At 37.5% G+C, this 21,721-nt stretch carries 37 protein-coding genes; 14 read left to right on the top strand and 23 right to left on the bottom strand.

Annotation, left to right across the window (positions count from 1 at the left end):
- Positions 1-15 precede the first annotated feature (15 nt).
- The 22 genes from ACXPAV_RS03745 to ACXPAV_RS03640 all read right to left on the bottom strand — a co-directional run bounded on the left by ACXPAV_RS03745 (position 16) and on the right by ACXPAV_RS03640 (position 12,386).
- A complete protein-coding gene (locus ACXPAV_RS03745; protein ID WP_458003988.1) occupies positions 16-708 on the bottom strand; it encodes a BRO family protein in 693 nt (230 codons plus the stop codon).
- A 228-nt stretch (positions 709-936) separates the two neighbouring features.
- Positions 937-1,548, bottom strand: a complete 612-nt coding sequence (locus ACXPAV_RS03740; RefSeq protein WP_458003987.1) for a hypothetical protein — start codon at positions 1,546-1,548, stop codon at positions 937-939.
- A gap of 103 nt (positions 1,549-1,651) precedes the next feature.
- The gene (locus tag ACXPAV_RS03735) at positions 1,652-2,038 is read right to left on the bottom strand and encodes a hypothetical protein (protein ID WP_458003986.1); all 387 of its coding nucleotides are present in this window, start codon (positions 2,036-2,038) and stop codon (positions 1,652-1,654) included.
- A gap of 4 nt (positions 2,039-2,042) precedes the next feature.
- Complete coding sequence (locus ACXPAV_RS03730) at positions 2,043-2,543, bottom strand: ImmA/IrrE family metallo-endopeptidase (protein ID WP_039137007.1); 501 nt, start codon at positions 2,541-2,543, stop codon at positions 2,043-2,045.
- A 241-nt stretch (positions 2,544-2,784) separates the two neighbouring features.
- A complete protein-coding gene (locus ACXPAV_RS03725) occupies positions 2,785-3,138 on the bottom strand; it encodes a hypothetical protein (RefSeq protein ID WP_458003985.1) in 354 nt (117 codons plus the stop codon).
- Positions 3,125-3,565 carry a Panacea domain-containing protein gene (locus ACXPAV_RS03720; protein WP_458003984.1) on the bottom strand — a complete coding sequence of 147 codons (441 nt, stop codon included), beginning with the start codon at positions 3,563-3,565 and terminating at the stop codon, positions 3,125-3,127. Before ACXPAV_RS03720 ends, ACXPAV_RS03725 begins: the two co-directional genes overlap by 14 nt.
- Before the next feature lie 147 nt (positions 3,566-3,712).
- A complete protein-coding gene (locus tag ACXPAV_RS03715) occupies positions 3,713-3,859 on the bottom strand; it encodes a hypothetical protein (protein ID WP_458003983.1) in 147 nt (48 codons plus the stop codon).
- The gene (locus tag ACXPAV_RS03710; protein WP_458004105.1) at positions 3,856-4,524 is read right to left on the bottom strand and encodes a polymer-forming cytoskeletal protein; all 669 of its coding nucleotides are present in this window, start codon (positions 4,522-4,524) and stop codon (positions 3,856-3,858) included. The genes ACXPAV_RS03715 and ACXPAV_RS03710 overlap by 4 nt, the downstream gene beginning before the upstream one ends.
- A 337-nt stretch (positions 4,525-4,861) precedes the next feature.
- On the bottom strand, positions 4,862-5,101 hold the full coding sequence (locus tag ACXPAV_RS03705; RefSeq protein WP_458004104.1) for a hypothetical protein: 240 nt from the start codon (positions 5,099-5,101) through the stop codon (positions 4,862-4,864).
- Positions 5,102-5,324: 223 nt separating this feature from the next.
- The gene (locus ACXPAV_RS03700; RefSeq protein WP_458004103.1) at positions 5,325-5,669 is read right to left on the bottom strand and encodes a hypothetical protein; all 345 of its coding nucleotides are present in this window, start codon (positions 5,667-5,669) and stop codon (positions 5,325-5,327) included.
- A 189-nt stretch (positions 5,670-5,858) separates the two neighbouring features.
- Positions 5,859-7,010 (bottom strand): type I restriction endonuclease, encoded by a 1,152-nt coding sequence (locus ACXPAV_RS03695; protein ID WP_458004102.1) that lies wholly within the window; start codon positions 7,008-7,010, stop codon positions 5,859-5,861.
- Positions 7,011-7,123: 113 nt separating this feature from the next.
- Positions 7,124-7,486 carry an antiterminator Q family protein gene (locus ACXPAV_RS03690; protein WP_458004101.1) on the bottom strand — a complete coding sequence of 121 codons (363 nt, stop codon included), beginning with the start codon at positions 7,484-7,486 and terminating at the stop codon, positions 7,124-7,126.
- A 62-nt stretch (positions 7,487-7,548) separates the two neighbouring features.
- Positions 7,549-7,764, bottom strand: a complete 216-nt coding sequence (locus ACXPAV_RS03685; RefSeq protein WP_458004100.1) for a hypothetical protein — start codon at positions 7,762-7,764, stop codon at positions 7,549-7,551.
- Positions 7,765-8,364 (bottom strand): recombination protein NinG, encoded by a 600-nt coding sequence (locus tag ACXPAV_RS03680; protein ID WP_458004099.1) that lies wholly within the window; start codon positions 8,362-8,364, stop codon positions 7,765-7,767.
- A gap of 11 nt (positions 8,365-8,375) precedes the next feature.
- A complete protein-coding gene (locus tag ACXPAV_RS03675) occupies positions 8,376-8,837 on the bottom strand; it encodes a DUF1367 family protein (protein ID WP_458004098.1) in 462 nt (153 codons plus the stop codon).
- 14 nt (positions 8,838-8,851) lie between these two features.
- Positions 8,852-9,160: a hypothetical protein gene (locus tag ACXPAV_RS03670; RefSeq protein WP_458004097.1), complete on the bottom strand. Its 309-nt coding sequence runs from the start codon at positions 9,158-9,160 to the stop codon at positions 8,852-8,854.
- Positions 9,150-9,713 carry a DNA N-6-adenine-methyltransferase gene (locus ACXPAV_RS03665; protein ID WP_458004096.1) on the bottom strand — a complete coding sequence of 188 codons (564 nt, stop codon included), beginning with the start codon at positions 9,711-9,713 and terminating at the stop codon, positions 9,150-9,152. The genes ACXPAV_RS03670 and ACXPAV_RS03665 overlap by 11 nt, the downstream gene beginning before the upstream one ends.
- An 11-nt stretch (positions 9,714-9,724) precedes the next feature.
- Entirely contained in the window at positions 9,725-10,399 is a 675-nt protein-coding gene (locus ACXPAV_RS03660) for a replication protein P (protein WP_458004095.1), read from the bottom strand.
- A complete protein-coding gene (locus ACXPAV_RS03655; RefSeq protein WP_458004094.1) occupies positions 10,399-11,142 on the bottom strand; it encodes a helix-turn-helix domain-containing protein in 744 nt (247 codons plus the stop codon). Before ACXPAV_RS03655 ends, ACXPAV_RS03660 begins: the two co-directional genes overlap by 1 nt.
- Positions 11,139-11,861, bottom strand: a complete 723-nt coding sequence (locus tag ACXPAV_RS03650) for a phage antirepressor KilAC domain-containing protein (protein WP_458004093.1) — start codon at positions 11,859-11,861, stop codon at positions 11,139-11,141. Before ACXPAV_RS03650 ends, ACXPAV_RS03655 begins: the two co-directional genes overlap by 4 nt.
- Before the next feature lie 38 nt (positions 11,862-11,899).
- Positions 11,900-12,163, bottom strand: coding sequence for a CII family transcriptional regulator (locus tag ACXPAV_RS03645; protein WP_013747126.1), 264 nt, complete (start codon positions 12,161-12,163; stop codon positions 11,900-11,902).
- A 22-nt stretch (positions 12,164-12,185) separates the two neighbouring features.
- The gene (locus tag ACXPAV_RS03640) at positions 12,186-12,386 is read right to left on the bottom strand and encodes a YdaS family helix-turn-helix protein (RefSeq protein ID WP_458004092.1); all 201 of its coding nucleotides are present in this window, start codon (positions 12,384-12,386) and stop codon (positions 12,186-12,188) included.
- A 119-nt stretch (positions 12,387-12,505) separates the two neighbouring features.
- Here ACXPAV_RS03640 and ACXPAV_RS03635 point away from each other — a divergent pair, with 119 nt between their 5' ends.
- The 7 genes from ACXPAV_RS03635 (at position 12,506) to ACXPAV_RS03605 (ending at position 16,325) form a co-directional block, all read left to right on the top strand.
- Positions 12,506-13,225, top strand: coding sequence for an XRE family transcriptional regulator (locus ACXPAV_RS03635; protein WP_458004091.1), 720 nt, complete (start codon positions 12,506-12,508; stop codon positions 13,223-13,225).
- 271 nt (positions 13,226-13,496) lie between these two features.
- A complete protein-coding gene (locus ACXPAV_RS03630; RefSeq protein WP_017806471.1) occupies positions 13,497-13,829 on the top strand; it encodes a phage holin, lambda family in 333 nt (110 codons plus the stop codon).
- A complete protein-coding gene (locus ACXPAV_RS03625) occupies positions 13,822-14,229 on the top strand; it encodes a M15 family metallopeptidase (protein ID WP_458004090.1) in 408 nt (135 codons plus the stop codon). The genes ACXPAV_RS03630 and ACXPAV_RS03625 overlap by 8 nt, the downstream gene beginning before the upstream one ends.
- Positions 14,186-14,551 (top strand): DUF2570 family protein, encoded by a 366-nt coding sequence (locus tag ACXPAV_RS03620; protein WP_458004089.1) that lies wholly within the window; start codon positions 14,186-14,188, stop codon positions 14,549-14,551. The genes ACXPAV_RS03625 and ACXPAV_RS03620 overlap by 44 nt, the downstream gene beginning before the upstream one ends.
- A complete protein-coding gene (lysC, locus tag ACXPAV_RS03615; RefSeq protein ID WP_458004088.1) occupies positions 14,517-14,732 on the top strand; it encodes an Rz1-like lysis system protein LysC in 216 nt (71 codons plus the stop codon). Before ACXPAV_RS03620 ends, lysC begins: the two co-directional genes overlap by 35 nt.
- On the top strand, positions 14,716-14,970 hold the full coding sequence (locus ACXPAV_RS03610) for a hypothetical protein (RefSeq protein ID WP_458004087.1): 255 nt from the start codon (positions 14,716-14,718) through the stop codon (positions 14,968-14,970). Before lysC ends, ACXPAV_RS03610 begins: the two co-directional genes overlap by 17 nt.
- Complete coding sequence (locus tag ACXPAV_RS03605; protein WP_458004086.1) at positions 14,967-16,325, top strand: DNA methyltransferase; 1,359 nt, start codon at positions 14,967-14,969, stop codon at positions 16,323-16,325. Before ACXPAV_RS03610 ends, ACXPAV_RS03605 begins: the two co-directional genes overlap by 4 nt.
- Here ACXPAV_RS03605 and ACXPAV_RS03600 read toward each other — a convergent pair.
- A complete protein-coding gene (locus ACXPAV_RS03600; RefSeq protein ID WP_458004085.1) occupies positions 16,320-16,544 on the bottom strand; it encodes a hypothetical protein in 225 nt (74 codons plus the stop codon). The genes ACXPAV_RS03605 and ACXPAV_RS03600 overlap by 6 nt on opposite strands.
- Before the next feature lie 60 nt (positions 16,545-16,604).
- Between ACXPAV_RS03600 and ACXPAV_RS03595 the strand changes: the two genes are divergently transcribed.
- Genes ACXPAV_RS03595 through ACXPAV_RS03565 form a run of 7 tightly spaced genes read left to right on the top strand, consistent with a single transcriptional unit; the run spans position 16,605 to position 21,720 of the window.
- The gene (locus tag ACXPAV_RS03595) at positions 16,605-16,985 is read left to right on the top strand and encodes a helix-turn-helix transcriptional regulator (RefSeq protein ID WP_458004084.1); all 381 of its coding nucleotides are present in this window, start codon (positions 16,605-16,607) and stop codon (positions 16,983-16,985) included.
- Entirely contained in the window at positions 16,963-18,312 is a 1,350-nt protein-coding gene (locus tag ACXPAV_RS03590) for a PBSX family phage terminase large subunit (protein ID WP_458004083.1), read from the top strand. Before ACXPAV_RS03595 ends, ACXPAV_RS03590 begins: the two co-directional genes overlap by 23 nt.
- Positions 18,313-18,314: 2 nt before the next feature.
- Positions 18,315-19,622: a phage portal protein gene (locus ACXPAV_RS03585; RefSeq protein WP_458004082.1), complete on the top strand. Its 1,308-nt coding sequence runs from the start codon at positions 18,315-18,317 to the stop codon at positions 19,620-19,622.
- Positions 19,567-20,748, top strand: a complete 1,182-nt coding sequence (locus tag ACXPAV_RS03580; protein WP_458004081.1) for a phage head morphogenesis protein — start codon at positions 19,567-19,569, stop codon at positions 20,746-20,748. Before ACXPAV_RS03585 ends, ACXPAV_RS03580 begins: the two co-directional genes overlap by 56 nt.
- Positions 20,745-21,077 carry a hypothetical protein gene (locus tag ACXPAV_RS03575; RefSeq protein WP_458004080.1) on the top strand — a complete coding sequence of 111 codons (333 nt, stop codon included), beginning with the start codon at positions 20,745-20,747 and terminating at the stop codon, positions 21,075-21,077. The genes ACXPAV_RS03580 and ACXPAV_RS03575 overlap by 4 nt, the downstream gene beginning before the upstream one ends.
- Positions 21,077-21,301 (top strand): hypothetical protein, encoded by a 225-nt coding sequence (locus ACXPAV_RS03570; RefSeq protein ID WP_458004079.1) that lies wholly within the window; start codon positions 21,077-21,079, stop codon positions 21,299-21,301. The genes ACXPAV_RS03575 and ACXPAV_RS03570 overlap by 1 nt, the downstream gene beginning before the upstream one ends.
- Positions 21,295-21,720, top strand: a complete 426-nt coding sequence (locus ACXPAV_RS03565; RefSeq protein WP_458004078.1) for an HD domain-containing protein — start codon at positions 21,295-21,297, stop codon at positions 21,718-21,720. Before ACXPAV_RS03570 ends, ACXPAV_RS03565 begins: the two co-directional genes overlap by 7 nt.
- Position 21,721: the final 1 nt, after the last annotated feature.

Below are 21,721 nucleotides of genomic sequence, written 5' to 3'. Positions count from 1 at the left end.
AGGCGGTTGGTTAAGTTAGAAGTTGTATTTACGAACTGGTATTAGTTTCGCTCTCGGCTTGTAGCTATTGATTGTATTTAAGCAATATTGCCAATGTGCGTTCTGTGGGTCTGCATATTGCAGTGGATCAATATCTACTTGAAGTCGTGCGTGAATAAGGTCAAGTGTAGATTGATATTCCCTAATTTGAGTATGGACGGTTGAGGCAAAACTTGAGCCAATCGTACTTAATCCTTGTTCAAGGTGTTTAAGTATTTGGTGCATTTCATACGCAGCACACCAAAATGAGGCTAATCGTTTAAGTTCGTTTTCCGTCCAGTTTAGAGTAAATTTTTTCTCTGGCTCGGGCAAGGCGAGTTGTTGCTGTTCTAAACTGTACTTACCTGTTTTTCTAATCTGCGGTAAGACTTCTTCAAATACCCACGCTTCAAATGGTTCTGCCTCTGGTTTGCGTGATTTGATGATTAGGCGGTATAAGTTGGGTTCGTTGATGAAGATAGCTTCTTTTCTACCGCTTGGATAGCTGATATAGCGTTTCGCTATACCAGTTTGTTTGCAATGTTTTTTCAGTGCATCAGGGGCATTGATATAGCCTAAAATCGTGCAAACATCTGTACCACAGAACCAAAATTCACCTGTTGGATCTGTGATAACTCGAACGTCATTTGAATGAAAATTAAAGGTGTTGAATTGAATTTGATTTGACATAATTTTGTACCTTTTGGATTTAAGTTATTAATCCGATCATTAAGTGGTGATCGGGGTTCAACTTACCCTCCAAAAGATGGGCGGAACTTATTCAGATGTATTGTATATCGTTCTCTCGCCCCGATCTCATCGGATATAACCTAAAATTTAGGTACAAAAAAACCGCAAATTGTCGGAGCGGAAACCGCTTTTGGAAAGTAAGTACGGGTATCCTACCGAAAAATCAGTCTAGATGTCAAGATCAATATTTGCGATAACGAAAAAGAGCACTCTTTTATTTGTATAGTCAATTTCTTCAAATACAGGAATTTCATTAATATTATATATTTTTTTAGTAAACTCTTCTTTTTCTTCAGTAATAATTTGCTCTTCAATGATAAATTGTTCTGAAGCTCTATTTTTCTTTAATCTATCAATGTCATCTAAGCAGTATAATATGGTACGTTCAGTATAAAGGAGATTTTGACAGAAGAGTTTAGGATCAAAGTTTAGGTTCTCAACATTAGAAAAACACTCAATAAAACTCCTAGCATACTTTGCTCTAGTATTTAGTCCTAACTTTCTCTTTTCATCTAAAGATAAAATATCTTTGCTATATTTTGAATGATTATTGATTATTTCATTAGCAAGAAGTGCGACTTTTTCTTTCTTTACAAAATCATATTTAGATAACGCATTTTCTATTCTTTGTTTTAATTGCTTATCTAAATTAATAAAATATCCAGGTTCAGCAGGAATAGATATTTGAGTTTTAAAATCTGTAATTTCTGTTCGTTGGTTAATGCTAGATTTTATGTTATCTTTACTTTTAAAGAGATTAGCAAAAAATTTTTTGAACATACCCACTCCTTAATTCAGATACAAAAAAAGCCACTTAACTGTGGCTTGCCGACTTTCGTTTGAAAGTGGGGCTATCCTAATATAAAGGGCGGTGGTTGTCAAATTATTTATTTTTGAAGAGATATTTAGTTATCACAAGTACTAAGCCGAATAGCTCAAGTAAGGTTCCTGTTATGTAGAGATGAAGAACATAGTTATCATATTTTAGTTCGCCGGCACCAACACCTATGAAAACCCTATTCATTACAAAAAGTTGGATAATCATTACACCGATTAACAAGTAAGCATAATGTGATTTTAAGGTAATATCATTTTCTTTATCATCGTTGTCGAGTTTCTTTGAGCGTTGTTCTTCTTCGTCGGTTTTAGCCCAACTTTCTTCATCTTTAGCACTTTTTTCCGCTTTTTCTTTGATGATATCTTTTTCTTGTTCTCGTTTCTTTTCTTCTGAAACTTGATGAATAAATTCTTCAAATGGAGGTCGGGACATCTAACTAATAACCTTTTAAGGAATCTAAGCGATAGTTTAATGCTTCAGCAGACACTCTAAGAGCAGCCGACTGTTCAATTACTATACTACGATTTGATAGGTCTAACGTTTTTAAATAGCTTTCAGGCATTAATAGAGCTGCTGCGAATTTATTGGCAAAAATTTCTTCAGTATCTGTTCCACCGCTTGATTTGCTATTTCTATAATCAATTTTTTCATAGTTCTTTAGTCCAAGAATAAATGTATTATAGATATAGTGTCCAATTTCGTGAGCGATGGTAAAACGTTTACGAACATCAGGATCAGATTGATCTACTAAAATTATCGGATAATCCATATCTTTAGTTTTTACCAATGCTCCTGATGCATCGCCAGGCAAATTATCGTAAACAACGTTAATTCCGAAACACTTTGCTATAGCAATAGGATCAACAGGAATAATATTATTCCAAAAGCTGTTAAGTACAGTTTCAGCAAAATATGCTGGATTTTGATGACTATTCACGGTGTTTCCCAAATATTGTTCTAAAAATACTCTTATTTATCAATAAGTTTTATTGTTTAAACAAGCTTTATTAATAAATAAAACTTGATAAGTTGTGAGTATGATATAACAAAATCTTACTTTTAAAAATACTACTATTCATATTTTGGTGAAAAAATCTCATTTGAAGGCAACCTTAGGAGAATACGGTTATAAAATTGACAATAAAAAAGCCTGTTGGTTGTCAAACTAAATAGGAGTATTATTTTTCTCTTAATACAGGGAATAACCCTTTTATTATTGATATAAAAGCTGCAAGAATATTTACTGTGCAAGCAGAAGTAATAGCAATAAAGACTGTATCAGAGTGTTTATTAGGGTCATAATAAAATTGAATAAAACGCATCCAATAAACGACACTCGCTATAGCAAAAAGTAGAGCAACTATTGCATATATAAATCTTAATCTACGTGAAGATATTTTATCGTTAATATCTTCCTTTTCTAAAGGAGTTATATTTTTAGTTGGCTTTTCTTGTTCAAATCTATTATGACGTATATTTGCAGATGGACTAATTGTTGGCTTAATTTTTGATTTTGGTTTATACTCTGCCATTGTACATTTCCGAATCAGTGATAACTGTACCTAATTCTCCCATGCGCCAAGCACCGTCTTTGTGATGAGTCATATCTGATAATTGCCAACCATTATAATGAGCATAAGCATCTATAATATCATCAAGGAATTGCTCATCTTTTATATCTAATCTAGAATCAAAATTAATACCTAAGGCATTTTTTGCCATATGTTTTATTTCGGTTCCTCTGTTTTTAGAAAATTCATAATAGACAGATTGAACAACAGGACCGTATTGCCAGCGGACAAATTCATCATTAATTAATCTTCTTTTATATTTTTTTAGATACCAAGATTGAGCAAAAAACATCAGTTTTTGTAATTTCATTGGTGTTAAAGCTGGAATTAATCCGTCTTGTGCTTTCTGAATAAAAGCATTAGCAACTTGCATTGCTGAATAAGCCATACTCACCTCCTTAAATAAACAGTTTAAGGTACAAAAATAGCCTATGTAATGAAATATTTACACAGGCTGTCAAAGATCAATTTACAACTTTAGCTTTATTTTGCCATAAATAACATAATGTAATCTAGCATTATCTATAAAAATTATCTAAAAACTGTCTTTCCCACATTCAGCTGCTCTATCACATTCTCGTGGATCAAAATCATCATCATCGCCGTCATATTCTTGATCGTCGTAGTTAATGGAGAGCGATTCATAGTAATCTTCATCACTGTCGTATTTCCAAGCGTTCATTGTGTTTCCTCCAATCTGGATTTAGCCACTTCGATCAAAAGCTGATATTCTCTTTTGGTTTTTTCATCGTGTACTTCTGCGGATTTTTTCAAAAACTCTTCAACAGAACCACTAAAACAGCCTCTAGTGACCCACAATACTCCTTGCTTAGTTTTAAATACGGTTAATGTGCCGTACTCCGTACCAACATTCGAAAACCATACAATATCAGATCTCTCGCACACCCTGGCATTACCGCACACCCTGGCATTACCGCACACCCTGGCATTACCGCACACCTCGGCATTACCGGACACCTCGGCATTACCGGACACCCAGGCATCATCGTACACCTTGGCATTACCGGACACCTTGGCATTACCGTACACCTCGGCATTACCGCACACCCTGGCATTACCGCACACCCTGGCATTACCGCACACCCTGGCATTACCGCACACCTCGGCATTACCGGACACCTCGGCATTACCGGACACCTTGGCATTACCGGACACCCAGGCATTGCCGCTCTGATCTAAGTTTGACTCCTTCTCAACATAGCCACCTAAATCACCGGCACTAACACCGATTGATGCGATTGTAACTAGAGCTTTTATGCGATAGAGTTTAATTTTAGTTACAAGTCCGATCTCGATATATTCATCGGTTAATTCATATTTTTTCACTGTGTTTCTCCTATTTCTTATCTCATTCAGAACCACATTCAAAGCCACGAGGAAAAAAACTAAAAACGAATGGCTAAGAATGCAGTTTTGAATGAGGTTGACTGTGATTATTTACCCTTGCCACAGTCAGCAAGCCCCTTATTGTCTCTCCAACTCTAAGGAATAAAGACGATGTCGTGTCATTTGACTACTTGAAATAGTTTCGTGCAGCCTTGTAGCAGACTGTTATCACCTCAGAAAATCCCCACTAATCTGACTAAATTAATGGTTAATCAGGCTTTTGCTACGCTGTTACCTGAAACAGCACCTTACGGTCGGTTCAACCTACTGATATTTGTTAAATTCTTATCAACTCCTGACAACCTCGGAGAATTTTTTCTTTTGCTCGTACGGTGTTGACTGTTACGCTGCCTTTGTTGCAATGATGGTTGGCAATATCAACTTTAGGCTTCGTGCGTAACGGTAAATCAATTAATGCGGCTTGGAGTTTTGATGTGCCGTTCATCATTAATTTTTTCGCTTTATTTCGCTGACGTAAAAAGCGTCTGCGGTTTTTTTGTTTTACTTTGTCAAACATGGTGTTTCTCCTTGTCTTTTATAATCAAGCTCACTCTAAAAAAGAATGAGCTTTGTTATAAAAGCCTTTTAACCTACCTCCCTAAGGAGAACGATTTATGCGGTAACACGTGGCGGCTGATCGTTAAACCGGGCTTCCACTCAAATAATCTGTTAAAGAGCAAATTTGGTTAAAAAAACCTTTATTAAAACCCACTCGGGCTTGAATAAAGGCTCTTTCGAGCCTAGGCGGTGATAATGTTCATTTCAGTAAAATAGCGTTTTGTACATAAATCACGAGAACCATCATTTACGCCAGCATTGAGGCTTTCCATTGCGTTGCGTAAGGCTTCAATCACTTCGGCAAAAGGTTTAGCTTGGCGAGCTTCAAAAAGGGCGTTGCTTGATTTTGCGTTGGCGATTTTGGCTTTCCATTCATTCCAGACATTCGCATCTTCACCAGCAATTTTTACAGTAAGAGAAAGAGCCACGCTGTCGCATACTTTGCCGCTTGCTTTCCAGCCTTGCGGTAACACTTTTTTCACGTTTTCCATAATTTCTTTTTTCATTTCTTGATTGATATAAGCCATTTTGTTTTCCTCTTTTTGGTTGGTATCTTGTTTTGATGAATACATAATAATAGTTTTCTATTTATTAGTAAACTATTTTTTAAATAGGAAAATAATTTTTATGCTATTCGCTTAAAAATAAAACAAAATAAGAGAGGAATAAAAAAGCCCCTAAATAGGGGCTGTGGGCTTATGAAAGAAAAGAGGGGATTATTTTTTCTTCATTCTAAAGTTTTCATCATTTTGACAATATTCTAGGCAGTCTTTGATTAATCCACTTAATCTTAAAATGTTTTCAGGGTAATCAATGATGATCTGGTTACCTGATATTTCTAGCCCCGCTCTACTGATCTCTTTTTGATTATCAGGCGTTAATTCAATCGGGATTACAATTGAGGGGCGTTGTTTATTATCATAGTAACGCAGTATCCATCGATTTGTTTTTCCTTGATAAAGTATACTGTAATAGCTTTCAGTATCTTTAGCAACTAAATGAGTATCTTGTCCTAAAATTAAGGTAACATATTCAAAAACTTGCCTTTCTGTATAGGTAGTTACAATTTTTTCATTATTAGGATCAACAATCGCTGCTGTTTCTGATACTTTTTCTACATGTTCTACAGTATCAATTTCATTATTGTTTTCTGGTTTTGATAGTCCAGACACAACCATATCACTTACAGCACGCTCAACAGCTTGTTTAACGATCGGCGTGATTGACTCTATAAATCGCTGATTTAGCTGCCTGCCAATATTAGAACGTCCTGCAACATAACGTACGAAATCGCCATCAACCTCTTTTAATGATGAGGAGATAACTTTAGTAAATGACGATAAATAAATACTTTCTTCTGCGAGGGTTCGCAAGGCTTCTGGCTGAAATTTATCGTGGCAAAACTGAGCGAGTTGTGGGATTTTTGACTCATCAAGCATTTCAAAATTAAGGCGTAAAAATGGAGTGCTATCCATAATATTTTTTTCTTTTAAATCGGTAAAAAATCGCCATTCTTTGCCATTTGTAATTGCTGCAACGGTAACTTCTGGGGTTGCGTTAAAATATCTTGCTAATTGGGGAGCGTGGTTAGATAAATCTTCGTTATAAGATTTTGCTTCAATAAACATAACGGGAACGTTATGGCAGAACAAGGCGTAATCAACACGCTCACCGCTCTTTGCACCAACAAAATCCGCAGCATATTCTGCTTTAACTTTTGTTGGATCATAAGAGGTAAAACCTAAAGCGTCTAAAAGAGGTAAGATAAGAGCTTGTTTCGTAGTTTCTTCGGTTGAACAATGTTTCCCAACATTTAAAACGTGTTGAGCGTGTGAAATTATTTTGTCTTTAAAGATATTATTACTCATATTTTTCTCCAGTGGTCAAAATAATTTTAATCATACTGGAGAAAGATATTTTAATCATTAGTTAATTTATAATACAGATCACATTTTAAATAAAAAGCCTATTGAGATAATTTTCACGGTATAAAGATACAGCAATTGCTAGTTAATAATAGTTTTAGTGATTGTAAAGCGGCATAAAGATAAGATTTACAAGTTGTGGGGCTAACGCTCATCTCCTTACAAATCTGATTAATACTTCTCATAGAAACAAACCTCAACATAAATACTTGGTATAACTCAGGCGTAACAGAACGCATTATTAAACTGTAATGATTGATCTGCATAGCGGTTTCATCATCTAGCATCGGTATGCCATATTGTTTTCTCTTAGCTTCACGCAAAAATGGTTCAATAGAAGGGTACCCTAACCCATTTCCCTCATTCGCCCATTTCCCGTAGCGTTTGGCAATTAATTTAATATTATCGGTAATATGCATTAAAGTACCTCATTGTTCGTTAATTCAATCATTCCGTTTTTAATTAGATATAATTCTTCAGGTTAATCTCTATTTCTATTCAGTGTTTTTATAACGACGTTAATTAGCTCGCTAAATCCCTTAAATGGCAGATAAAACAGGTTAAACACCCCACCGCCAATAAGGGCAAGACTTAGAAAAATGAGAAATGATAAACTAATCAAAAAGTGATTCATTGCTCGTAATAGCGTTTTACTTTCATTCTTCCAATCAGCATAAATTATTTTTAAAACATCCATCTAATAACCTCGCTTTCTTTGAATTAACCTAGTTTTCTTATTAAAAATCCGCTTAATCCGCCTTAAATCTTCTTCTGTATATTTTCTTTCTCGATTGTCTGCTTCTATTTCCTCTACTTTCTTAATACCCAATCGTTCAATCAGTCCAACACGATATTCGTGATAATTACCGCCTAAATGGCGGTTACAGCGCTTGCACTGCCCGTGAATATTTAACGTATAAAATCGCAAGTGCGGAGATGAGCCACGGCTACGATAATGACCGGCATCAAATCCACCGCCTAGCCGCTCACTGACCAACGGCTTACCGCACGAGATACATTCTTTATTCTCATCACGAACACGAATATATCTATTAACTGCTTCTTGAGCTTCTTTAATTAATTGCCCTTTAGTTTTATTTTCCTCTTTTAATGCAGATAATCGCTTTTTACTTTCTAATCTTGCTTGCTTATCTAGCTTTTCACGTTTCTTGCGTGCTTGTTCCTTGCTAAGTTTGATCGCACATTCAACACTACACACTTTCTGTAAGCTACTCACTGTCTTTGTGTAGTAAGTACCACACACTTTGCATTTATACTGTTTTGATGCTTTTGCCATTATTTCCTCACCTAAAAAAACGCATATAGTTGGTTAATGATTTTTTCATCATTACAGTCTTTAAACACTGTTGATATTGCTGCTTGAGTAATTGCAACATAAAGCTCACGGCGTTTAATATCATCATTCAACTCCTTGTAAGAAACGCTTTTAGGCACCAGCCTAAATTCAGCTGGATTTTTCAAATCGAACACCATTTCACAATGTCCAGCTTGTATTAATAAATCTTGCCGAAAGGCATCAAATTGCGCCTTTTCATTCGCAAATTTCTGTAAGCTGTTATCTGAACACCAATAATCAAAACAGAACTTAAAGAATTGGAACATTTTTCTATGTAGCACAGGATTGATTTTTGTATTAATCTCAATTTCATACATTTCATTATTTTTAAGCTGTTTTAAGCGATCTTCTTCCATTTCATCGGCAGGGGAGAAAACCCCTCCCGGTAATTTAATCATTTGGAATTTAGCCATTTAGCATCACCAAATTAATGTAAAAGGCGAAGACCGAAATAATTTGCTTGCTTCCCATCAACTGGACAACTTTTTAAATGCTCTATAGCAAAATGTTTACCAAAGAGACATCTAACTAAATTAGTGCTTTTATTTAGGTTAGCTTTTCCATTTATAGAAATTGAAACAACTAAATCTTCAGCAAGCAAACTACAGACAGATGAATCTCTCTTCCCTCTATTATCACGATAAGCATAAACCATCACTCCTGCAGTCATTGGATGAATGTTACATCCATTCTGGATTAATAGTTTTTTAATTAATTCAATATTCTTATTTTCCATACCCACCACACTTCATCACAAAATCCAAACTGACTTGACGGGTAACAAAGCCTTGCATTGTCGGGTCGAACACTGCCATCATTGAGCCTTTGTTGTTGCCTTTCACTTCAACATTTTCTGTTGGGTGTAAAAAGCTAATCCGTCCGTTTTTCCATCTGCCTTTTTCGTCATAATAACCGGTTATATCAATGACCTCTGTCGCCTTTTCTTCAATCACTTTGAACCATTCAACGCTTTTATCGCAAGGCAACAACATTACTACTAAAAAACCTAGTTCTTTTAATTCCGCTGCACGTTTAACGTAAGGCAACGGATTAGAGTAAGGCGGATTGACAAAAAAACAAACTGAGTGATCGGCAAAATCACCCACAATCGCTAACGGATCAAAGTCTAAAAAATCTTCTGTAAGTCCTGATTTTCCAATATAGCTATCAAACACAGCATTGTGCGGAGAAGCACAGCCATCAACCCACGCATTCCAATATCCATAACGTATGCGGATATAATTGATGATATATTTCGGGGTGCGGTAGGTATCTTTATCAAATTCCATTATCATTTCTCCTAAAACCTTAATTCCGGACGGTTAAAAAAAAGTGCTATTTCTTGCGGAGTGTAAGGCCTAACAGTGCTTTCTTTAGCGATTGTTCTCACTGGATCTGGCAACTTAAAACCGCTTTTTAAACGATTTGCCATTTTCTCTAACGCTTCTTTAATCGCCGCGTTCTCTTCCGCTTCGGTGTACTCTTTTTGTCGTGAGTCGTTGGCGATTTCCGTGATTAGCCAATATTCAGCGGTTGATGCAAACTCAAAATTTTCAATGTTGTAAAAGCCGCCAAATGCACGGAATTTATTTAAGCGGTGCTTTAATTCCGCTTCATCAGGCAAACCTAATTCAGCGTAATTTTCAGCCTTACACCAAGCAATAAATTGCCCAACGCTAGGAAAGAATGGGTTACTCTCTCGTTCCGCTTGTGCAATGCCTCGCTTGAATTGAGCAGCGGTGGTAATACCGTTATTCACCAACGCTTCAAGCCAAAGTCGTTTTGCTTCCTGATAGCCCTCTTCGCCATCAAATGCCGCTTGCCACGCTGGGAATACCGCTTTTAATCGCACAAATAAGCGATCGACAAATTTAGCAACGTGCGGAGGGATTTCTTGCTTGCCTGCCGGGGCTTGATAGGCTGGTTCACTGCCAACCAACGCTGCCAATTCTGTATTTGCAAAATTCCGCGTCATCAATACCCCCTAATCTCAATCGTTTTGCCACGCCACCAGCTGTCGTCGTTGTCATCAAATTTTGATTTTTTAGGCTGACGTTGCGGCATTTCTTGCCAATCCCAATCGGCTTTAAAGCCTCGCCAGCCACGCTCAATCATAATTTCCGCCACCTCCGCAAGCGGTAAACCGGCTAAATCGGCTTGTTTTTGTAGGCGCTCCAGTGCAGTTTTTGTAATCGGTGCTTTTTTCGCTTCGCGATGCGTAATAAAATCTTCAGCCAGCTGTTCCGTGATACCAAACTCTGCCAAAAGCTCAAGTTCGGTCGGCTTTTTTTGCGTAGTTTTTTTATGGTTAATTGACTGGTTAATAGAGTGACTGGTTCTGGGTGAAATATTTTCACTAGGGGTTGGTGAAATATTTTCACTAGGGTGGTGTAAATTTTTCACTACCCCTAGTGAATCATTTTCACTAGGTGGTGCAGAATTTTCACCACCTTGATCTAGATGTAAAATATATAAATTTGAGGTGTTACCCTCTGGCGTTTTGCGTGTTTTTTTCTCAACAAAGCCCGTTTCTATCAATGCCTCAATATGCGAGATCGCACTGCGGCGAGTAATCTCGCACTGATCTGCAATATGTTGATAAGAGGGGAAACAAACGCCATTATCATTGGCATTATCCGCTAATTTCAGTAATACCAACTTACGAGTAGCATTCCCAACTTTACACTGCATTGCTTTAACCATTAATAACATACTCATAGCATTAACTCCGTTGCATATTGTTCAGCAATAAAACGCATACCCTCAGCGGTAACTCGAGTTTGCGTATAGTTATGTCCGTGTTCAGCCGTTCCCGTTTTCACCGTAAAAAGTGGCTTAACTTTCTCAGTAGCGAATGGCAATAATTTTCCTGATTGGCGATATAACAAACGATCACTAATAAGACGATCGATCATTGCTTTTTCTGGCATTTTCAAAATCTTTGCGACTTCTCGCAGTGATTTACTTGTACCTACATCTACATAATGATCGACAAATGCGGCTTTTGGTTTTAGTTCCTTATTTTCTAAAGCTAATGTTTGATTTTGCTCCGCTAAATCTGCGGCTAAACGCAAGGCTTCGGGTAATGTTTGGGGGATTTGGCGAGTTGGCTGTAATTCACCTTTAGTATAAGCATTAAATACTTGGTAAACCTTTACTTCAAACTCAGCATTGATCCAAGCAGCATATTTAAAAACTAACTCTCTACAAGCATAAGTACCTTGTTCAATACCACCTTTTATTGTTTTGATAGGCGATGTGCAAATTTGCATATCGGTCAAAGCTTGTACAAAATCAAGAGCAGATTTCGTTCTAAAAAATTGGGCAGGTGCGTGAATAGGATTTCCACCACTCGCACGATGTAAATCATTTAGACAATATCGTCCTTGACCGTCTTGTCTAATTTCTGTATTATCAATTTTAATTAATTGATTCATTTAACCTCCTAAACCACCGTTGCCGCGGTGGTTTTTTATTACTCCATCTCATCAATCGCTTTTTTAGCTAAAGTGATTAATGCTTTCCTCTCTTCATCATCGCTATGCTTTTCTCTGACGACTAAACCTAGTTCATCTAAAAAAGCACAAAACTTATCGAGATGATCGGCTTTGAATCGACAAAGTGTGCTTGGATCTACCCCAATACTTTCTGCGATTTCTTTATCTGTTCTCTCAACAGATTTTCTTCTGATTAAATCCGCAATTCTCATTGCAGATTTGCTTAATTCATTGCGTGCCATTGTTTCACTCTCGTTGTATCGTTTACTTAGAAAGTGATCGTAAGATTTCTGATTCGGTAACTTTACCGTTAGAGGCTTTAGCAATAAGAGAGATGTATTTACCCTTTATTCCTCCTCCAGCAAGCCAAAAGGAGACCGCACCTTGGGTTACTCCACAGATTGCAGCCAGATTTTTTTGTGTACCACATTCTTTAATTACTTTCTTAATAATTTTATTAGACATAAGTTGTTTTCTAATTATTTAAAATAGTTTTGTTATATTAAGGTGTTTTTATTGATTAGTAAACTATTTTTACTATTTGAATGTATATTGATAAGATTTCTAATAAAAAAGAGGTTTCTATGGCAACTTTAGCGGAAAGATTAAAACAATTATTGATCGAAAAAGATTTAACTCAATATGATTTAGCTGAGATGGTGGGTACTACCCAAGGAGCAATAAGTAATATTATAAAAGGAGAGACTCAAAAACCAAGGAATCTCTTAGAAATAGCTAATGCACTTAATGTTGATCCTAACTGGCTTAGAACAGGAGATGGGCAGCCATCAAATGATAACGTTAATTTGACAGATGTTTGTCTTGATTCAAATTTAGAAGTAATACAGGATAAACCTGACAAAGAGCATTGTCATAAAATAGATTATTTAAACGTACGTGCAGCTGCAGGAGCGGCAAAATTTAATAATGAGGACTATCCTGAAATTATATCTTCATTGTGGCTGACGGATGGAGGAGTCATCGAAATTGTTGGCAAAAAACACACAAATGGAATTTTTTTGATTAATGTTCCTACTGATTCGATGGAACCAACGATCAAAAAAGGAGATATTGTTTTTATTGACACAAATATAAATTATTACAATGGCGATGGTATATATGCTTTTTCGCTTGATGGTGAGTTATTTATTAAGCGTTTCCAAAGAATGTTATCAGGTGATTATTTAGTCATATCAGACAATTCGATTTACAAAACCGAAACACTAACAAAAACGGTTTACAAAAATATTATGATCGTGGGTAAATTTATCCGCTGCTTTAAGATGCAAATAACAGAATTATAATTACTCCAAGTTGTTGTATAAAAAATCAACATCAAAACAAAAAGAATAAATCATATACAACCATTTAATTATGCAATAGTTTGAAAAATGTTGATTTGGTCGACTAAAATAGGTATAATTCATATTAAATTAAGATTTTTACATCTTAAATAAAGCTCGATAGAAATATCGGGCTTTTTTTGTTTTTAAAAAGTCGTAAGTTAAAATGTTTTTGTCAGCCCTGATCGGAAACGGTCGGGGCTTTTTATTGCCTCAAAAAGGAGGCGGAGTGATGAAAATGCCAAACAACGATCCGAATATATGGCTTATTTTAGGAGCATATATTCATCAAAATTACAACGCCATTGTTGGTTTCACGATGGCGTTTTTTATGTCTTTGCTACGTGCTGCCTTTTTGCGTCAGAAAACGAGTTTTCGCCAGCGGATATTGGATGGGGCAATTTGTGGTGCTTTAACCTTATCAAGTATGTCGCTATTAAATCATCTTGGTTTCCCTGATAGCCTTGCCTCGTTTATTGGGGGAATGCTCGGGTTTATTGGTGCGGAGAAAATCCGTGAATATTTGATGCAGGCGTTAAAAAAGCGGGTGAATAAAGATGTTTAAATTTAGCCAACGTAGTGAAAAGCATTTACAAGGTGTTCACTGTGATTTGGTTAAGGTCGTGCGAAAAGCCCTTGAATATAGCACGGTAGATTTTGCGGTGATTGAAGGGGTGAGAACAAAAGCACGCCAAGCCCAACTCTTTAAGCAAGGGGCGACTAAAACAATGAATAGCCGTCATTTAACCGGTCACGCGGTGGATTTAGCCCCGCTGGTTGAAGGAAAAATCCCTTGGTCAGAACGGGATAAATTTAAGGAAATTGCGAAGGCAATGTTTCGAGCGGCCAAAGAATTAAATGTCACTATTCGCTGGGGTGGAGATTGGAACGGTAATGGGAAAAGTGAAGATGAACGTTTTTATGATGGCCCGCATTTTGAATTACATCGTGCCGTTTATCCGTAAATATTCCTCGCTGTTGTGGTTATGCGTGATTTTAGGCTTGTGTTGTTGGGTTTGGTATCAGTCGCAGAGGATAAGTAGCTTGAGAGCCAAAAATCAAATGCAAGCCCAAACCATACAGCAACTGAACCATAATCTCGCAGAAAGAACAAAACAGCTTGAAGATGAACGAAAAACGACACAAAAACAGACCGCACTTGAACAAGCACAGCGAGAAAAAGCCGATGAAGATATTCGCGTTATTTATAAAAGGATTAAAGGGCAAGATTGTAGTCGCGAGCCTTTGCCTGATGATGTTATTAAGCGGTTGCAGCACAAAAACTGAAACGGAATATCGCCTGCCACCGAGCATTTATTTAATCCCTTGCCAACAAACCGCATTCAGTGGTTCAACCTACGGGGAGGCGATTATTTATTTGCGAGTAGTGCAAAAAGAACGTGAGATTTGTGCTAGTCGGTTAGCTGGGGTGATTGAGTGGAGTAAATCAAATGGGAATGCTTTATAAGTCGAAAAAGAAATTGATTGAGGAAGGCTTCACGCATTATGGCAGTTTATGGGGAATACCTTGTTATATCAAAGATCTAGAAAGTGAAGCGCCTACTATTACGGCGGCATACTGGATACCTGATTGGGTATTGACCGTTGCGGATAGTATTGTTTTCTTTATGGAAACCATTGTTTATCGTGACGATCCTTATTATGAGCCTTGTTTTAAGATTAGAATTAAAGGTGGGATTAAGTGAAAAGAAATAACCTTGTAATTGAATATCTTAACGTTGATAGCTTAATTCCTTACGTAAATAACAGCCGTACACATACAGATGAGCAAGTTAAACAGATTTGTTCGAGCATTAAAGAATTTGGCTTTACCAATCCACTGTTAATTGATGATGACGGTGGGATTATAGCGGGACACGGTAGGTTGTTAGCCGCACAAAAATTAGGGCTTGATAACGTGCCTACGATCACGCTTTCAGGGCTTACTGAAGCACAAAAGAAAGCGTATGTTATAGCTGATAACCAATTAGCATTAAATGCAGGTTGGAACGAAGAATTATTAAAGATTGAAATTGAACGGCTTGAAGAACTTGATTTTAATATCGATCTATTAGGTTTTGATGATAGTTTTTTAAATGATTTACTTAAAACAGATGATCCAACCGATAATACTGTAGCGTCTAAAGGATCATTATCCGATCGATTTTTAATTCCTCCATTTAGTGTTTTAAGCGCTCGTGATGGGTGGTGGCAAGATAGAAAACGTGCTTGGTTGGCTTTAGGCATTAAATCAGAAAACGGGCGTGATGATGAATTGACTTATTCTAAAAACTTATCAGATCCGTCAAAATATAAAAAATATAGTTCTCTTGGATCAACTAGCGTATTTGATCCAGTGCTTTGTGAATTGGCTTATAAATGGTTTTCGCCTAAAGATGGTGTAATCATAGATCCGTTTGCCGGTGGTAGTGTTAGAGGGGTAGTCGCGTCAAAGCTAGGTAGGCAATATATTGGTTGTGATTTAAGGCAGGAGCAGGTAGATGAAAATAGAATTCAAGCCGATCAAATTTGCTTTGATGATGAATATCAACCTATTTGGCACGCTACTGATAGCCGTTTAATAGATAAGGTATGTAAGGGCGTTGAAGCGGATTTTATTTTCACCTGTCCGCCTTATGCTGATTTAGAAGTGTATAGCGATGATCCTAAAGATATATCAACGTTACCCTATGAGCAATTTAGAGAGGCTTATTTTGAAATCATCAATAAAAGCTGTTCTCTATTAAAAGACAATCGCTTTGCCTGCATTGTCGTAGGTGAAGTTAGGGATAAAAAGGGAAATTACTATAACTTTGTAAGCGATACGATAGACGCATTTAAGCAAGCGGGTTTAGCGTATTATAATGAAGCTATTTTAGTTACTATTGTAGGCTCTTTATCTATGAGATGTGCTAGAGGTTTTACATCATCAAGGAAATTAGGTAAAACACACCAAAATGTCCTCGTTTTTGTTAAGGGAGATGCTAAGAAAGCTACAGAAAATTTAGGGGAAATAGATGTTTACTTCCCCGAAGAAGAACAAAATGAAGACGATTCATAGGTTGTATTTTCTCTTTAGCGTTTCAATACCTATTTTAATAAGTTCATCAGGGCTCTTTTTTAATGATATGCAAAAATTAGGATGTTTTAACGCCATATCTGCGGACAGAATAGCGTTTTTATCGTTTCCTAACCTTTGGAATCTGGCAGCCATTTTAATTACTTTATCCCAATCATTTTTAGCCGCATATTCTTTTAATATTGATAGTTTAGTTTTCATAAAAATTCCTGTTAAATTAAATATATAGATAATCTAACCGAAATAAATTTAGGTGGCGAGATGAAAAGTGAAAAAACGGTAACGAAACCTAAATTAAAAATAGATTTAGCAAAAGTTGAGGCGTTAGCCGCTAATGGATTAACGCAACAGCAGATCGCAGATAGTTTAGGTATTAGTGAGAGAACACTTAGAAATAGAAAAAAAGATAATGCCGATTTTGCCGAAGCCATAAAAAGGGGGCGGAATAAAGGCGTTGCGTTTGTTACTAACGCATTGATGAATAAAATCAAAAATGGAAATGTGGCAGCAATGATCTTTTACCTAAAAACTCAAGCGGGTTGGAAAGAAAAGCAGGTTGTCGATCACACCTCAAGCGATGGCTCTATGGCATTAGGCTCATTAAGGGATTTATTTTCAGATGACGCAGAAGCTGATCAGTAAATTTTTACCTTTTATTGAGCCTCATCGCTACAAAGTGGCTTATGGTGGGCGTGGTAGTGGTAAATCTTGGACGATAGCAAGGCTTTTAATTGAAATTGCCCGCCGTTCGCCAAGTCGCTTTCTTTGTGCGAGGGAATTGCAGAACTCGATTAGTGATTCGGTCATTCAGTTACTTGTCGATACGATTGAACGCTGTGGCTATCAATATGAATTTGATGTACAGAAAAACAAAATCTACAACCTTAAAACGGGGGCGATTTTTCTGTTTTACGGCATCAAAAATAACCCAACTAAAATTAAATCCCTTGAAGGAATTGATATTTGCTGGGTGGAAGAAGCCGAAAATGTGTCAAAGGAAAGTTGGGAAATTTTAATCCCAACTATTCGGAAAGAATATTCTGAAATTTGGGTTTCCTTTAACCCGAAAAATATTCTTGATGATACTTATCAACGCTTTATTGTTTCGCCGCCAAGCGACATTGTGCTGATTAAAGTTAATTTTACAGACAATCCATTTTTCCCCGAAACCTTGCGATTAGAAATGGAAGATTGCAAGGCGAAAGATTATGAGCTTTATCGGCATATTTGGGAGGGGGAACCCGTTGCAGATAGCGATAAAGTGATCATTAAGCCCGTATGGATTGATGCCGCCGTTGATGCACATATTCAACTCGGGTTTAAACCTGAAGGCAGAAAAATTGTCGGCTTTGATGTGGCTGATGAAGGGGCTGATGCAAATGCCAATGCGTTTTCGCACGGCTCAGTGGTGCTACGGGTTGATGAATGGAAAGGTGATGATGTGATTGCCAGTGCGGATCGCACAAGGCTAAATGCCATTGAGTTTAACGCTGATGAAATTGTATTTGATAGCATTGGCGTTGGGGCAGGAGTGAAAGCCCATTACAACCGCATTAAAGATAAAAGGCTCGCGATTAATGGGTTTAATGCAGGCGGGGCGGTGTTTGAACCTGATGAAGAATATGTTTTCGGTAAAACCAATCGAGATATGTTCTCCAATATCAAGGCTCAAGCGTGGTGGCGGCTGCGAGATCGCTTTTACAAAACCTATCGAGCCATCAAGTATCAGGAAAGCTATCCCGTTGATGAGCTAATCAGCCTTTCATCGCAAATTCACGATCTGGATTATTTAAAAGCGGAGTTATCTCGCCCTTATGTGGATTATGACAATAACGGGCGCGTGAAAGTCGAAAGCAAAAAAGAAATGAAAAAACGGGGCATTCCCTCACCAAATAAAGCGGATGCCTTGGTGATGTGCTTTGCCCCGAAAGACGATGTGTTATCACGATTTATTGGATTAGGTAGTTAATTATGCCATTTAACCAAGACGGCTATGCCGATGCCTTAGGGCTAAACCACTTTCAAAAAACATCACAAAAAAGCACCGCACTTTTGGATTTAACCCTGTATGAACTAGGTGGGTTGGCGGCTCGGGTGGTAGATATGCCAGCCGATGCGGCGATTTCTCGTTCTGTTGAGATTGAAGGTGATGAGGATAAGGCGATTTTCAATGAACTTGATCGCCTGAAAATTTTGCCTGCCTTGGCGGATATGGTGCGTTGGTCGCGGCTATTCGGTGGCTCGGTGATGTTGCTTTTAACTGATGACGGGGCGAAGCTTAGCGAGCCGTTGAACATCAATAAACTTACTCGCATTGATGAGGTGAGGGTGTTTGATTTAAGTCAAATTTCACCGACAACAAGACGCTATTTAGATCCACGCCAAACCAATTATGGGCGGTTTGAAACCTACCGACTCAATATTGGGGCGGTGAATGGCTCTCTTGAAAACCAGGTGGAAATTCACGAAAGCCGCTTGTTATTTATGGGCGGCGATCCAATGCCTGAGCGATTAAAAAAAGGGTTGTATTGGGTTGGGCGTAGTGTCGTGAAGACAGCGTATCAAAAAATCCGTGATTATCAAACATCGCTCACTTGGTCATCATTAATTTTAGAACGCAAACAGCAAGCCGTACATAAAATGAAAGGGCTTGCCATTGCCATTAGTAACGGTTTAGAAGATCAGATTAGAGAGCGGATTAACCTTGTTGAGCGAGGTCGCAATCTACTAAACGGGGTGGCGGTGGATTTTGAAGATGATTACACCATTTTAAACGCTGATTTAAATGGCATCGTTGATGTGCTTGATGAGTTCAAAATCGCCATCTCGGCAGATGTGAATATTCCCGTGGCAATTTTATTCGGGCAATCAGCAAAAGGAATGAACGCCACAGGGAAAAGCGATTTTGAAAGCTATTATGATTTAATTGAGGGAATTCAACAGCATAAAATCAAGCCTGTGTTAGAGCAGTTGATTGAGCTGATAATGCGACAAAAACACATCACACCCTTTGAAAATTGGCAAATTCACTTCCCTTCTCTCAATACGCCAACGGATAAAGAGCAAGCGGAAGCCCGAAAACTCAACGCCGAAGCCGCTAAAGCGGAAATAGGGCGACTTATTGATTTGGTAGATAGCGGGGCATTATCTACGCAAGAATTGCGACAACAAATTGCAGAAGAATTGGGGATTGCAGCGGCGGCTTTGCCAGAGGTAAGCGAAGATGACATTAACGACTATCAAAAAGCCCAAAAAGCAAAAACGGTGGCTGTTTCCTGAGGCGATTGAACGGGAATATGTGAAGTATCTGCAAGCTATCGCCAAGCAAATTAGTGATACGGCAAGAAAAAAACTGCCTGAAATTGCACCGCACTTAAAGAGAATGCTACGCCAAGATGACAGCATTGACATTTTAGAGCAATGGCTAACCGAATTGTTACAGGCAACCACCTTTTACACCCGTGATAATGACATTCGCCCTGCTGTGCGACAATTACTGTCGCAAACGGCAGAGTTTAACAAGAAACAATTTCACAAAGTGCTAAAATCTGCTTACAAAGTGGATATTTTTGTTTCTGAGCCTTGGCTTGATGAACCGTTATTACAAGCTGAGTGGCAAAATATCAACCTGATTAAAAGCATTCCAATTCAACTGCAAGAAAAACTCCGCTATCGAATGGCGGAAGCGGTGCTAGGCGGGGAAAGCTATAAAAGCCTTGCGGCGGATTTAGAAAAACTCCTTGATATTCCTAAGCGACGAGCAACTATCATTGCACGGGATCAAATCGGCAAACTCAACGGACGACTCACCCAATTACGTCAAGAAAATATCGGCGTAAAATCCTATATCTGGCGTGGCAGTTTAGATGAACGGGAACGTTTATCACACATTGAACGAGAGGGAAAGGAATTTCGCTGGGACAATCCCCCTGATGACGGACACCCAGGTCAACCAATTTTATGTCGTTGTAGTGCGGAGGCGGTATTGCCTGAGTTTGGGGAGTTGCAAGGTGTAGTTGGGGCTGAGCTACCATTATCATATATGATGTGGCAAAAACAGATTAATGAACCCAAAGAGATTAGAGAAATTAATCAAAAAAGCTGGTCTTTTGAGTTTAAAGAAAAAGCAAAAAAACTATATAATAGGTTTGCTGATAATGGAATTATTCTTGATATTCACGCTATCGCTAGATTGGGAGAAAGGTTAAATCAATTAGGACTAAGTATTGACGAAGCCATTGCTTTTATTCTTTCGACTAAGCCTAATTATATTGATGAGCGTAAAGATAGATTAGTTATTTTCGATGCTAAGCGTAAAATCGCTGTTATTCAATCTAAGGCAGATGGTAAAATTATCACGTTTGAGAAAAAAGCCACGCCAAGCCCTAATTGGAAATCATTATGAAACACTTTCTTAAAGTATTAGTGCAGTTTGTTCACACCAAAACCGATGATGATCGCAAGGCATTATTTGCGTTACTCCCTAAACATATTCTGAAACATAAGGCTTTTTTTGAAAAAGAAATGTTTGCCGATGCCGATCAGCACACATTTTATATTTTGACTTCGTTATTCATTTATTGGATAAATGAGTTAGAAGAAAGTGAGCTTGATAGTGATGAAATGAACCTATTAGATGAATTGCAAGCACTTTTTGAAGAAATTGATGATGATATTGCCGAAACAGAACAGAATAATATTCTTTTAAAAGTAAAAAAAATTATAGAAAAGTGATGTATCAATATTATATTGCTCAATTAGGCGATAATAAGCAGAAACTTATTCGAGGAATGCCAGATAATTGGTTATCTTTTTCAACCTATGAACCTGATAAAGAAGATTGGGATCAGAAATTTGGCACATTTTGGGCGGATAAAATTTTTGTTAGCGATTTTGATGATTATCGAGAAGTTAGTGAAAAAGAAGCTATTCAATTTATAAGGAGCATTAAATGCTAGCCCAAAAAGCAGAACAGTTAGCAAGGGCTTTGCACCGTGATCAGGTAGATAAAGCGGGAAAGCCTTATGTAGAGCATTTGCAAGCTGTTGTAAATAATCTATATAATCCAACTGATGAAATGATAGCAGTAGCTTGGCTGCACGATAGCGTAGAAGATACGTCTATAACACTTAATCATATTGCTTCTGAATTTGGACAAGTTATTTCCGATGCTGTGGAGGCTATTTCTAAACGATCTGGTGAAAATTATCAGGATTATTTATGCCGTGTTAAACAAAGTCCGATTGCAAGATGGGTTAAGATTGCTGACTTAACACATAATGCTGATTTAACGAGATTAGTGCAAATTACGGAAAAAGATATAGCGAGGCGAAATAAATATTTAATGGCAATGGATTTTTTATTAGCGGAGGACTAAC

The organism is Gallibacterium sp. ZY190522, from assembly GCF_054166015.1.
Note: the sequence above shows the minus strand (reverse complement) of the source record. Positions and strands in the feature narration are given on the sequence as shown.